Raw genomic sequence first — 12,523 nt, forward strand, 5'->3', positions numbered from 1 at the left:
CGCGGGAGCTATCCCGCGGCCTCGCGCGCCCGCTCACGCCTCCCGGCCCGGCCGGGAGGCGCCTCCCGGTCTGCGGGAGACACGACCCTTCGCGGAGTTCAAGCGCGACGCGTCACCCCACCCGCCCCGGGTGACACGTCCGCTTCAAGGAGATGATCATGAACCAAGAGGTCATGAATCTTTTCAACCAGCAGGCTCAGCCTCAGAGCTTCGACCAGATCAAGATCTCGATCTCGTCGCCTGAGAAGATCCTGTCTTGGTCCTACGGTGAGATCAAGAAGCCCGAGACCATCAACTATCGGACCTTCAAGCCGGAGCGGGACGGCCTGTTCTGCGCGCGGATCTTCGGGCCGATCAAGGATTACGAGTGCTTGTGCGGCAAGTACAAGCGGATGAAGTACAAGGGCGTCATCTGCGAGAAGTGCGGCGTCGAGGTCACCCTCGCGCGCGTGCGGCGCGACCGCATGGGCCACATCGAGCTCGCGGCGCCCGTGGCCCATATCTGGTTCCTGAAGTCCCTGCCGAGCCGCATCGGCCTGCTGCTCGACATGGCGCTCAAGGACCTGGAGCGCATCCTCTACTTCGAGTCCTACGTCGTCATCGAGCCGGGCCTCACCCCCCTCAAGGAGCGTCAGCTCCTCTCGGAGGAGGAGTACCTGCGCGCGCAGGAGGAGTACGGCGAGGATTCCTTCACGGCGATGATCGGCGCCGAGGCGATCCGGCGCATCCTCCAGGACCTCAACCTGGAGAAGATCGCGGCCGACCTGCGCCAGGAGATCGCCACGACCACCTCCGACCTGAAGCCCAAGAAGCTGCTCAAGCGCCTCAAGATCATCGAGGCGTTCCAGCTCTCGGGCAACAAGCCGGAATGGATGATCCTGACGGTCGTGCCGGTGATCCCGCCGGACCTGCGGCCGCTGGTGCCCCTGGACGGCGGCCGCTTCGCGACCTCCGACCTCAACGACCTCTACCGGCGCGTCATCAACCGCAACAACCGCCTGAAGCGGCTGATCGAGCTGCGCGCGCCCGACATCATCATCCGCAACGAGAAGCGGATGCTGCAGGAGGCGGTCGACGCGCTGTTCGACAACGGCCGCCGCGGCCGCGTCATCACGGGCGCCAACAAGCGCCCGCTGAAGTCGCTCGCCGACATGCTGAAGGGCAAGCAGGGCCGGTTCCGCCAGAACCTGCTCGGCAAGCGCGTCGACTATTCGGGCCGCTCGGTCATCGTGGTCGGCCCCGAACTGAAGCTGCACCAGTGCGGCCTGCCCAAGAAGATGGCGCTTGAGCTGTTCAAGCCGTTCATCTACGCGCGCCTCGACGCCAAGGGCTTCTCGGCCACGGTGAAGCAGGCCAAGAAGCTGGTCGAGAAGGAGAAGCCGGAGGTCTGGGACATCCTCGACGAGGTGATCCGCGAGCACCCGGTGATGCTGAACCGGGCGCCGACGCTGCACCGGCTGGGCATCCAGGCCTTCGAGCCGAAGCTGATCGAGGGCAAGGCGATCCAGCTGCACCCGCTCGTCTGCGCCGCCTTCAACGCGGATTTCGACGGCGACCAGATGGCCGTGCACGTCCCGCTGTCGCTCGAGGCGCAGCTGGAAGCGCGCGTGCTGATGATGTCGACCAACAACATCCTGCACCCGGCGAACGGCGCCCCGATCATCGTGCCCTCGCAGGACATCGTGCTCGGGCTCTACTACCTGTCGATCGTCGCCGACGGCGCGCCAGGCGAGTACAAGTCGAACAACCCGCAGAACCCGATGCAGGGCGTCTACGGCGATTTCGGCGAGCTGGAGCACGCCCTGGCCTCGCGGGCGGTGACGCTGCACTCCAAGATCAAGTGGCGCTGGAAGGGCCTCGGCCCGGACGGCGAGGAGGTCACGCGCACCTACGACACCACGCCCGGCCGCGTCATCCTCTCCAGCGTGCTGCCGCGCCACCCCAAGGTTCCCTTCGACGTCGTCAACAAGCTGATGACCAAGAAGGAGATCTCGGCGATGATCGACACCGTCTACCGCCATTGCGGTCAGAAGGAGTCGGTGATCTTCTGCGACCGCATCATGGGCCTGGGCTTCAGCCACGCCTTCAAGGCCGGCATCTCCTTCGGCAAGGACGACATGGTCGTGCCGGAGAACAAGTGGACGATCGTCGACGAGACCCGCGCCCTGGTGAAGGACTACGAGCAGCAGTACCAGGACGGTCTGATCACCCAGGGTGAGAAGTACAACAAGGTCGTGGACGCCTGGGCGAAGTGCTCGGACCGGCTCGCCAGCGAGATGATGAACCGCATCTCCTCGGTGCAGAAGGACGAGAAGGGCGCCGACAAGCAGGTCAACTCGATCTACATGATGAGCCACTCCGGCGCGCGCGGCTCGCCGGCCCAGATGAAGCAGCTCGCGGCGATGCGTGGCCTGATGGCGAAGCCGTCGGGCGAGATCATCGAGAGCCCGATCATCTCGAACTTCAAGGAAGGCCTGGACGTGCTCGAGTACTTCAACTCGACGCACGGCGCCCGCAAGGGCCTCGCCGACACCGCCCTGAAGACCGCGAATTCGGGCTACCTGACCCGCCGCCTCGTCGACGTGGCGCAGGACGCGGTCATCCGCGAGGTGGATTGCGGCACCGATGCGGGGATCCGCATGCGGGCGATCATCGATGCCGGGCAGGTCGTGGCGACGCTCGCGACCCGCATCCTCGGCCGCGCCACGGCGGAGGACCTCGTCGCGCAGGACGGCTCGATCATCGTGCCCAAGGGCCAGATGATCGAGGAGCGCCACCTGGACGCCATCAACAAGGCCGGCATCCAGGAGGTGAAGATCCGCTCCGTGCTGGTCTGCGCCACCAAGAACGGCGTCTGCGCCACCTGCTACGGGCGCGACCTCGCCCGCGGCACCCCCGTCAACCAGGGCGAGGCGGTCGGCGTCATCGCGGCGCAGTCGATCGGCGAGCCGGGCACCCAGCTGACGATGCGGACCTTCCACATCGGCGGCGCGGCCCAGATCGCGGATTCGTCCTTCATCGAGTCGAGCTTCGAGGGCACGGTGAGGATCCGCAACCGCGGCCTCGCCCGCAACTCGGACGGCGACCTGATCGCCATCGGCCGCAACGTGGCCGTGGTGATCGTCGGGCCGGACGGCACCGAGCGGGCGGTCCACCGCCTGCAATACGGCGCCCGCGTCCGGGTCGACGAGGGCGACTCGATCAAGCGCGGCCAGCGCATCGCCGAGTGGGACCCCTACACCCGGCCGATCCTGACCGAGGTCGACGGCATCGTCGCCTACGAGGACCTGATCGACGGCCAGTCGATCACCGAGACCACCGACGAGTCGACCGGCATCGCCAAGCGCGTCGTCATCGACTGGCGGGGCTCGGCGCGCACCGCCGACCTGCGCCCGGCGCTCGCGATCCACGACCAGAACGGCAAGGTGCTGAAGCTGCCCCGCGGCTCCGACGCCCGCGCCCTGCTGCCCGTGGAGGCGATCATCGGCGTGGATCCGGGCGCCCGGGTCAAGGCCGGCGACATCCTGGCCCGCGTCTCGACCGAGAGCGCCAAGACCCGCGACATCACCGGCGGTCTGCCGCGGGTGGCGGAGCTGTTCGAGGCGCGGCGCCCGAAGGACGCGGCGATCATCGCGGAGAAGTCGGGCACGATCTCGTTCGGGCGCGACTACAAGAACAAGCGTCGCCTGTCGCTCACCCCGCATGACGGGTCCGAGCCGGTCGAGTACCTGATCCCGAAGGGCAAGCACATCCACCTTCAGGACGGGGACGTGGTCGAGGTCGGCGACTTCATCGTCGACGGCAACCCGGCGCCGCACGACATCCTGGCGATCAAGGGCGTGGAGGAGCTCGCGGCCTACCTCGTCAACGAGATCCAGGAGGTCTACCGGCTGCAGGGCGTGTCGATCAACGACAAGCACATCGAGGTGATCGTCCGCCAGATGCTGCAGAAGGTGGAGATCACCGACAGCGGCGATTCCGAGATCCTGACCGGCGACCAGATCGACCGGACGGAGCTGCAGGAGATCAACGAGCAGTTGGTCTCCGAGGGCAAGAAGCCGGTGCAGGGCGTGCCCGTCCTGCTCGGCATCACCAAGGCCTCGCTGCAGACCCGCTCGTTCATCTCGGCGGCGTCCTTCCAGGAGACCACCCGCGTCCTCACCGAGGCGGCGGTCAACGGCAAGGTCGACACCCTCGAGGGGCTGAAGGAGAACGTGATCGTCGGCTCGCTGATCCCGGCGGGCACGGGCGCGATGATCGCCGACATCAAGTCGATCGCGCGGCGCCGCGACGAGCTGATCATGGCCCAGAAGACCGCCGAGAGCGGCGCGGCCCTGCAGGAACTGCCCGCCGCCGAGTAGGCGAGGGCAGACCGTCGCGCCCCAGCGAGGGCCGGCGCCGCCCAGGGGCGGTGCCGGCCCTTTCTCTTGCGCCCGTCCCATCCCAGGGGCGGGGGCACGACGCCGCGCCCTCGCCGGCGTCACGCTGCACCTCAGGCGCCCGCACGGGGACGCTCCCGCGACGCGAAGGCCCCTCCCGTCCGGCCGCACGCACCCGCGCGCCGCGAAACCCGGCCTTAACGCTTGACACCGCCACCCCGAAGGACTAGGACCCCTCCCACTGAACGGCTGGCCGTAGGCGGCAGCTGATCGACGTGCCCTTCGAGCCTCGATCCACGCCGCCTAAACGCGACCGAACTTCAAACCGACTGACACGTGTCAGACCGGCATGACCGCGGGAGCTCGCGCTCCGGTGGTCCTCTGCTCGCATGGCGCGCCAAAGGCTGGTTTTCAGCCTGGGGCGCGATTTGCGTTGCGCTGACCTGAAAGCGCCGGCCCGCCCGGACGAGATGGAATTCTGACGATCGCCCCGGACGGCGATGCGTTGCGAGAGGAATGGCATGCCGACGATCAACCAGCTGATCGCCAATCCGCGGAAGATCCAGAAGAGCCGCAACAAGGTGCCGGCCCTGGATGCCTGCCCGCAGAAGCGCGGCGTCTGCACCCGCGTCTACACCACGACGCCGAAGAAGCCGAACTCGGCGCTGCGCAAGGTGGCGAAGGTCCGCCTGACCAACGGCTTCGAGGTGATCGGCTACATTCCGGGCGAGGGTCACAACCTCCAGGAGCATTCCGTGGTCATGATCCGCGGCGGCCGCGTGAAGGACCTGCCGGGCGTGCGCTACCACATCCTGCGCGGCGTGCTCGACACCCAGGGCGTCAAGAACCGCAAGCAGCGCCGCTCGAAGTACGGCGCCAAGCGGCCGAAGTAAGCCCCTCCGACCCGTTGCCCCATCGCCTGCCCCGCAAGGATGCCGCCGGCCTCGATGCTCAAGGCGGCCTGCGCGGGGCGTACCAGATCGTATTGCAAGACCTGAAGGAAGCGCGCGATGTCCCGCCGCCACTCTGCCGAGAAGCGTGAGATCATCCCGGATCCCAAGTACGGGGACGTGGTCCTCACCAAGTTCATGAACTCGGTCATGTACGAGGGCAAGAAGTCGGTCGCCGAGAGCATCGTGTACGGCGCCTTCGACATCATCGAGAGCCGGGCCCGCGCCAACCCGATCGAGGTGTTCCGCGCCGCCCTCGACAACGTCGCCCCGGCGATCGAGGTGCGCTCGCGGCGCGTCGGCGGCGCCACCTACCAGGTGCCGGTCGAGGTCCGTCACGAGCGCCGGCAGGCCCTGGCGATCCGCTGGCTGATCCAGGCCGCGCGCTCGCGCAACGACCGCACCATGGTCGAGCGCCTCTCCGCCGAACTCCTCGATGCCGCCAACAACCGCGGCGCCGCCGTCAAGAAGCGGGAAGACACCCACCGGATGGCCGAGGCCAACCGCGCCTTCTCGCATTACCGCTGGTAACCAGCGGTCTCTCCCGCTTTCCAGGAGCACCCCCGATGCCCCGCACGCACGCGATCGAGGACTACCGCAACTTCGGCATCATGGCCCACATCGATGCCGGCAAGACCACGACGACCGAGCGGATCCTCTACTACACCGGCAAGTCCCATAAGATCGGCGAGGTCCACGAGGGCGCCGCCACGATGGACTGGATGGAGCAGGAGCAGGAGCGTGGCATCACGATCACCTCGGCCGCGACGACCTGCTTCTGGCGCGACAAGCGCCTGAACATCATCGACACTCCCGGCCACGTCGACTTCACCATCGAGGTCGAGCGCTCGCTGCGCGTGCTCGACGGTGCGGTCTGCGTGCTCGACGGCAACCAGGGCGTCGAGCCCCAGACCGAGACCGTGTGGCGCCAGGCCGACAAGTACGACGTCCCGCGCGTCGTCTTCGTCAACAAGATGGACAAGATCGGCGCCGACTTCTTCAAGTGCGTCGCCGACATCATCGACCGCGTCGCCGGCAAGCCGGTCTGCCTGCAGCTGCCGATCGGCTCCGAGAGCAACTTCCGCGGCGTGATCGACCTGATCAAGATGAAGGCGATCGTGTGGTCGGGCGAGGCGCTCGGGGCCAACTTCTCCGAGGAGGCGATCCCGGCCGACCTCGCCGAGCAGGCGGCGGAGTACCGCACGAAGCTCATCGAGGCCTGCGTCGAGATGGACGACGACGCCATGACCGCCTACCTCGACGGCGTCGAGCCGGATGAGGACACGATGCGCCGGCTCGTGCGCACGGCGGTGCAGCGGCGCGCCTTCCACCCGGTGCTCTGCGGCTCGGCCTTCAAGAACAAGGGCGTGCAGCCCCTGCTCGACGCCGTGGTCGACTACCTGCCCTCGCCCGCCGACCGCGGCGAGATCAAGGGCATCGACTACAAGACCGAGGAGGAGGTCGTCCGCCGGCCGTCCGACGCCGAGCCCTTCTCGATGCTGGCGTTCAAGATCATGGACGACCCGCATGTCGGCACCATCACCTTCTGCCGCATCTATTCCGGCAAGGTCGAGTCGGGCGCCAACCTCCTGAACTCGACCCGCGACAAGCGCGAGCGCGTCGGCCGCATGCTGCTGATGCACGCCAACAACCGCGAGGACATCAAGGAGGCCTACGCGGGCGACATCGTGGCGCTGGCGGGCCTCAAGGACACCCGCACCGGCGACACGCTCTGCGACCCGACCAAGGCGGTGATCCTCGAGAAGATGGAGTTCCCCGAGCCGGTCATCGAGATCGCCGTCGAGCCGAAGTCGAAGGCGGACCAGGAGAAGCTCGGCATCGCGCTCTCGAAGCTCGCCGCCGAGGACCCGTCCTTCCGGGTCTCGACCGATCCGGAATCGGGCCAGACCATCCTGAAGGGGATGGGCGAGCTCCACCTCGACATCAAGGTCGACATCCTGAAGCGCACCTACAAGGTCGAGGCCAATATCGGCCAGCCGCAGGTCGCCTACCGGGAGAAGCTGACCCGCCGGACCGAGATCGACTACACCCACAAGAAGCAGACCGGCGGCACCGGTCAGTTCGCGCGGGTGAAGCTGGTGGTCGAGCCGAACGAGCCGGGCGCCGGCTACGCCTTCGAGTCGAAGATCGTCGGCGGCGCGGTGCCCAAGGAGTACGTCCCGGGCGTCGAGAAGGGCCTCAACAGCGTGCTCACCGCGGGCATCCTGGCGGGCTTCCCGGTGGTCGACATCAAGGTGGAGCTGATCGACGGCGCCTACCACGAGGTCGATTCGTCGGCGCTCGCCTTCGAGATCGCCTCGCGGGCGGCGCTCCGCGAGGCCCTTCAGAAGGGCGGCTCGGTCCTGCTCGAGCCGGTGATGAAGGTCGAGGTCGTGACCCCGGAGGATTACACCGGCTCGGTCATCGGCGACCTGAACTCCCGGCGCGGCCAGATCCAGGGCCAGGACATGCGCGGCAACGCCAACGTCATCAACGCGATGGTGCCGCTCGCGAACATGTTCGGCTACGTGAACCAGCTCCGCTCCTTCACCCAGGGGCGCGCGAACTTCACGATGCAGTTCGACCACTACGAGGAGGTCCCGCGCGGCGAGGCCGAGAAGGTGGTGGCGAAGTACGCCTGACGACCCCGAGGGCCCCGGCCGACGGCCGGGCGCCCCGACCCCGAGAGGGCCCGACGCGGCGACCCGCGCGGACCCGACCTGACCAGACAGATCGTGACGGAGATTGGCGATGGCGAAGGAAAAGTTTTCGCGGACGAAGCCGCACTGCAACATCGGGACGATCGGGCACGTTGACCACGGCAAGACGTCCCTGACGGCGGCGATCACGAAGGTGCTTGCGGAGGCGGGCGGGGCGACGTTCACGGCCTACGACCAGATCGACAAGGCGCCGGAGGAGAAGGCGCGGGGGATCACGATCTCGACGGCGCACGTGGAGTACGAGACGCCGAACCGTCACTACGCGCACGTGGACTGCCCCGGTCACGCGGACTACGTGAAGAACATGATCACCGGGGCGGCGCAGATGGACGGCGCGATCCTGGTGGTGTCGGCGGCGGACGGCCCGATGCCGCAGACGCGCGAGCACATCCTGCTGGCGCGGCAGGTCGGCGTTCCGGCGCTGGTGGTGTTCATGAACAAGGTCGACATGGTCGACGACCCGGAGCTTCTCGACCTTGTGGAGCTTGAGGTGCGGGAGCTTCTGTCGAAGTACGACTTCCCGGGCGACGACATCCCGATCACCAAGGGCTCGGCGCTGTGCGCGCTGGAGAACCGGGAGCCGAAGATCGGTCACGACGCGATCCTCGAGCTGATGAAGACGGTGGACGAGTACATCCCGCAGCCGGAGCGTCCGATCGACCTGCCGTTCCTGATGCCGATCGAGGACGTGTTCTCGATCTCGGGGCGCGGCACGGTGGTGACGGGCCGTGTCGAGCGCGGGATCATCAAGGTGGGCGAGGAGGTCGAGATCGTGGGGATCCGTCCGACCACCAAGACGACGGTGACGGGCGTGGAGATGTTCCGCAAGCTGCTGGACCAGGGTCAGGCCGGGGACAACGTCGGCGTGCTGCTTCGCGGGACCAAGCGGGAGGACGTCGAGCGCGGTCAGGTGGTGTGCAAGCCGGGCTCGGTGAAGCCGCACACGAAGTTCAAGGCGGAGGCGTACATCCTGACGAAGGAGGAGGGCGGGCGGCACACGCCGTTCTTCACGAACTACCGTCCGCAATTCTACTTCCGGACGACGGACGTGACCGGGGTGGTTCAGCTTCCCGAGGGCACCGAGATGGTGATGCCGGGCGACAACGTGACGATGGACGTGACGCTGATCGTGCCGGTGGCGATGGAGGAGAAGCTGCGCTTCGCCATCCGCGAGGGCGGCCGCACCGTCGGCGCCGGCGTCGTCGCCTCCATCTCCGAGTAACCAAGAGCCCGCTCAGAGCCAACGGGACAGGTGAGGGGGCGGGCCCTCGAGCCCGCCCCTTCCCCGTCGCGAGGACGAGAACATCATGAACGGCCAGAACATCCGCATTCGCCTGAAGGCGTTCGATCATCGCATCCTGGATACGTCGACCCGCGAGATCGTCTCGACGGCGAAGCGGACCGGGGCCCAGGTCCGCGGGCCGATCCCGCTGCCGACCCGGATCGAGCGCTTCACCGTCAACCGCTCGCCCCACATCGACAAGAAGTCGCGCGAGCAGTTCGAGATGCGCACCCACAAGCGCGTGCTCGACATCGTCGACCCCACCCCGCAGACCGTGGACGCGCTGATGAAGCTCGACCTCGCCGCGGGCGTGGACGTGGAGATCAAGCTCTAGGATCCGGACGGATCGCTGGAGCTTCGGGCAGAACCGCGCGGGGGAGAACCATGCGCTCAGGAGTCATCGCACAGAAGGTCGGCATGACCCGCGTCTTCACGGACGCCGGCGAGCATGTTCCGGTCACCGTGCTCAAGGTCGATCAGTGCCAGGTGGTCGCCCACCGCACGGTCGAGAAGAACGGCTACGTCGCGCTGCAGGTCGGCGTCGGCAAGGCCAAGGTCAAGAACGTGTCCAAGGCCGAGCGCGGCCGCTTCGCGATCGCCAAGGTCGAGCCGAAGCGCAAGCTCGCCGAGTTCCGCGTGACCGAGGACGCGCTGATCCCGGTCGGCGCCGAGATCACCGCGGACCACTTCATCCCGGGCCAGTTCGTCGACGTGACGGGCACGACCACGGGCAAGGGCTTCGCCGGCGGCATGAAGCGCTGGAACTTCGGCGGCCTGCGCGCCACGCACGGCGTGTCGATCTCGCACCGCTCGATCGGCTCGACCGGCGGCCGCCAGGACCCGGGCAAGACCTTCAAGAACAAGAAGATGCCGGGCCATCTCGGCGTCGAGCGGGTCACGACCCAGAACCTGCGCGTCGTGCGCACCGATCCGGAGCGCGGCCTGATCCTGGTCGAGGGCGCGGTCCCGGGCGTGGCCGGCGGCTGGATCCAGATCCGCGACGCCGTGAAGCGCAAGCTGCCGGCCGAGGCGCCGATGCCGGGCAAGTTCCGCGAACTCGCCGACGGCGCGGCCCCGGCGGTGGACGCCGCCCCCGAGGCTCCGGCGGTTGAGGAGAACGCGTGATGAAGTTCGAGATCACGACCCTCGACGGCGGCGAGGCCGGTTCGGTCGAGGTCAACGAGGCCATCTTCGGGCTCGAGCCGCGCGCCGACCTGCTCCAGCGCTGCGTGCGCTGGCAGCTGGCCAAGCGCCAGGCCGGCACCCACAAGGTGAAGACCCGGTCCGAGATCAGCCGGACCACCAAGAAGATGTACAAGCAGAAGGGCACCGGCAACGCCCGCCACGGCGCCGCCTCGGCCCCGCAATTCCGCGGCGGCGCCCGGGCCTTCGGGCCGGTGGTGCGCTCCCACGCCCACGACCTTCCCAAGAAGGTGCGGGCGCTGGCGCTCCGCCACGCCCTCTCGGCCAAGGCGCGGGCCGCCTCCCTCGTCGTCGTCGACGACGTGCGGCTGGAGGACGGCAAGACCAAGGCCCTCAAGGACCGCTTCGGCGCACTCGGCTGGTCGAACGCGCTGATCATCGGCGGCGCCGAGGTGGACGAGAATTTCGGCCGCGCCGCGCGCAACCTGCCGTCCATCGACGTCCTGCCGGTGCAGGGCATCAACGTCTACGACATCCTGCGGCGCGACAAGCTCGTCCTGACGCGCGCGGCCGTCGATGCGCTGGAGGCGCGTTTCAAATGAGTGCGGATCCGCGCCACTACGACGTGATCGTCGCTCCGGTGATCACCGAGAAGGCCACCAACCTCTCGGAGCTGAACAAGGTGGTCTTCCGGGTCGCCCCGAAGGCCACCAAGCCGCAGATCAAGGAAGCGGTCGAGCGGCTGTTCGAGGTCAAGGTGAAGAGCGTCAACACGCTGATCACCAAGGGCAAGACCAAGATGTTCCGCGGGCAGCGGGGCCAGCGTTCGGACGTGAAGAAGGCGATCGTGACCCTCGAAGAGGGCCAGACGATCGACGTCACGACCGGGCTGTGACGGAACGGCGGTAAGGGAACACGACGATGGCTTTGAAGACATTCAAGCCGGTCACGCCGAGCCTTCGCCAGCTCGTGATCGTGGACCGGTCCGAGCTCTACAAGGGCAAGCCGGTGAAGGCGCTGACCGAGGGCAAGATCTCCTCCGGCGGCCGCAACAACCTCGGCCGGGTGACCGTCCGCTTCCGCGGCGGCGGCCACAAGCGCACCCTGCGCAACGTCGACTTCAAGCGGCGTGAATTCGCTGGCAAGGTCGGGACCGTGGAGCGGATCGAGTACGATCCGAACCGCACCGCCTTCATCGCCCTCGTGAGCTACGAGGGCGGCGGCCAGAGCTACATCCTGGCGCCGCAGCGCGTGAAGGCCGGCGACCGGGTGGTCTCGGGCGAGCAGGTCGACATCAAGCCGGGCAACGCCATGCCGATCGGCAACATGCCGGTGGGCACGATCGTCCACAATGTCGAGCTCAAGATCGGCAAGGGCGGGGCGCTGGCGCGCTCGGCGGGCAACTACGCCCAGATCGTCGGCCGCGACCAGGGCTACGTGACGCTGCGCCTCAACTCGGGCGAGCAGCGCCTCGTGCACGGCCAGTGCTACGCCACTGTGGGCGCGGTCTCGAACCCCGACCACATGAACATCTCGCTCGGCAAGGCGGGGCGCAAGCGCTGGCTCGGCCGGCGCCCGCACAACCGCGGCGTCGCGATGAACCCGATCGATCACCCGCACGGCGGCGGCGAGGGCCGCACCTCGGGCGGCCGTCACCCGGTCACCCCCTGGGGCTTCCCGACCAAGGGCAAGAAGACCCGCTCGAACAAGCGCACCGACACCTTCATCGTGTCGAGCCGCCACAACCGCAAGAAGTAAGGGCTTCGACCCATGGCACGTTCAGTCTGGAAGGGGCCGTTCGTCGACGGCTACCTCCTGAAGAAGGCGGAGACCGCGCGCGGCTCGACCCGCGCCGAGGTGATCAAGATCTGGAGCCGCCGCTCCACGATCCTTCCGCAGTTCGTTGGCCTGACCTTCGGGGTCTACAACGGGCAGAAGCACATCCCGGTCTACGTCACCGAGGAGATGGTCGGGCACAAGTTCGGCGAGTTCTCGCCGACCCGGACCTTCCACGGTCACGCGGCCGACAAGAAGGCGAAGAGGCGCTAA

11 protein-coding genes are annotated in these 12,523 nt (G+C 67.7%); all 11 read left to right on the forward strand.

Annotated elements, in window-relative coordinates; translation table 11 throughout:
* The first annotated feature begins 158 nt into the window (after positions 1-158).
* Positions 159-4,361: a DNA-directed RNA polymerase subunit beta' gene (gene rpoC, locus MET2598_RS0125755; RefSeq protein ID WP_018262843.1), complete on the forward strand. Its 4,203-nt coding sequence runs from the start codon at positions 159-161 to the stop codon at positions 4,359-4,361.
* 539 nt (positions 4,362-4,900) lie between these two features.
* Positions 4,901-5,272 (forward strand): 30S ribosomal protein S12, encoded by a 372-nt coding sequence (gene rpsL, locus MET2598_RS0125760; protein WP_012330347.1) that lies wholly within the window; start codon positions 4,901-4,903, stop codon positions 5,270-5,272.
* 117 nt (positions 5,273-5,389) lie between these two features.
* Positions 5,390-5,860 carry a 30S ribosomal protein S7 gene (gene rpsG / locus MET2598_RS0125765; protein WP_012330346.1) on the forward strand — a complete coding sequence of 157 codons (471 nt, stop codon included), beginning with the start codon at positions 5,390-5,392 and terminating at the stop codon, positions 5,858-5,860.
* Between the two features lie 35 nt (positions 5,861-5,895).
* A complete protein-coding gene (gene fusA / locus MET2598_RS0125770; protein ID WP_018262844.1) occupies positions 5,896-7,971 on the forward strand; it encodes an elongation factor G in 2,076 nt (691 codons plus the stop codon).
* A gap of 109 nt (positions 7,972-8,080) precedes the next feature.
* Positions 8,081-9,271, forward strand: a complete 1,191-nt coding sequence (gene tuf, locus MET2598_RS0125775) for an elongation factor Tu (RefSeq protein WP_012330344.1) — start codon at positions 8,081-8,083, stop codon at positions 9,269-9,271.
* Positions 9,272-9,356: 85 nt separating this feature from the next.
* A complete protein-coding gene (gene rpsJ, locus MET2598_RS0125780; RefSeq protein ID WP_018262845.1) occupies positions 9,357-9,665 on the forward strand; it encodes a 30S ribosomal protein S10 in 309 nt (102 codons plus the stop codon).
* Positions 9,666-9,715: 50 nt separating this feature from the next.
* Complete coding sequence (gene rplC, locus MET2598_RS0125785; protein ID WP_012330342.1) at positions 9,716-10,456, forward strand: 50S ribosomal protein L3; 741 nt, start codon at positions 9,716-9,718, stop codon at positions 10,454-10,456.
* On the forward strand, positions 10,456-11,076 hold the full coding sequence (gene rplD / locus MET2598_RS0125790; RefSeq protein WP_012330341.1) for a 50S ribosomal protein L4: 621 nt from the start codon (positions 10,456-10,458) through the stop codon (positions 11,074-11,076). Before rplC ends, rplD begins: the two co-directional genes overlap by 1 nt.
* A complete protein-coding gene (locus MET2598_RS0125795) occupies positions 11,073-11,369 on the forward strand; it encodes a 50S ribosomal protein L23 (protein WP_012330340.1) in 297 nt (98 codons plus the stop codon). Before rplD ends, MET2598_RS0125795 begins: the two co-directional genes overlap by 4 nt.
* A 26-nt stretch (positions 11,370-11,395) precedes the next feature.
* The gene (rplB, locus tag MET2598_RS0125800) at positions 11,396-12,232 is read left to right on the forward strand and encodes a 50S ribosomal protein L2 (protein WP_012330339.1); all 837 of its coding nucleotides are present in this window, start codon (positions 11,396-11,398) and stop codon (positions 12,230-12,232) included.
* A gap of 12 nt (positions 12,233-12,244) precedes the next feature.
* Entirely contained in the window at positions 12,245-12,523 is a 279-nt protein-coding gene (rpsS, locus tag MET2598_RS0125805; protein WP_012330338.1) for a 30S ribosomal protein S19, read from the forward strand.

It is taken from the genome of Methylobacterium sp. WSM2598 (genome assembly GCF_000379105.1).
In the GTDB taxonomy this organism is placed as follows: domain Bacteria; phylum Pseudomonadota; class Alphaproteobacteria; order Rhizobiales; family Beijerinckiaceae; genus Methylobacterium.

What these genes read in the sequence shown, in the direction of transcription:
- rpsS (WP_012330338.1), top strand. Translation starts at nt 12,245, where the DNA reads ATGGCACGTTCAGTCTGGAAGGGGCCGTTCGTCGACGGCTACCTCCTG.
- MET2598_RS0125795 (WP_012330340.1), top strand. Translation starts at nt 11,073, where the DNA reads ATGAGTGCGGATCCGCGCCACTACGACGTGATCGTCGCTCCGGTGATC.
- rpsG (WP_012330346.1), top strand. Translation starts at nt 5,390, where the DNA reads ATGTCCCGCCGCCACTCTGCCGAGAAGCGTGAGATCATCCCGGATCCC.
- rplB (WP_012330339.1), top strand. Translation starts at nt 11,396, where the DNA reads ATGGCTTTGAAGACATTCAAGCCGGTCACGCCGAGCCTTCGCCAGCTC.
- rplD (WP_012330341.1), top strand. Translation starts at nt 10,456, where the DNA reads ATGAAGTTCGAGATCACGACCCTCGACGGCGGCGAGGCCGGTTCGGTC.
- fusA (WP_018262844.1), top strand. Translation starts at nt 5,896, where the DNA reads ATGCCCCGCACGCACGCGATCGAGGACTACCGCAACTTCGGCATCATG.
- tuf (WP_012330344.1), top strand. Translation starts at nt 8,081, where the DNA reads ATGGCGAAGGAAAAGTTTTCGCGGACGAAGCCGCACTGCAACATCGGG.
- rpsL (WP_012330347.1), top strand. Translation starts at nt 4,901, where the DNA reads ATGCCGACGATCAACCAGCTGATCGCCAATCCGCGGAAGATCCAGAAG.
- rpoC (WP_018262843.1), top strand. Translation starts at nt 159, where the DNA reads ATGAACCAAGAGGTCATGAATCTTTTCAACCAGCAGGCTCAGCCTCAG.
- rpsJ (WP_018262845.1), top strand. Translation starts at nt 9,357, where the DNA reads ATGAACGGCCAGAACATCCGCATTCGCCTGAAGGCGTTCGATCATCGC.
- rplC (WP_012330342.1), top strand. Translation starts at nt 9,716, where the DNA reads ATGCGCTCAGGAGTCATCGCACAGAAGGTCGGCATGACCCGCGTCTTC.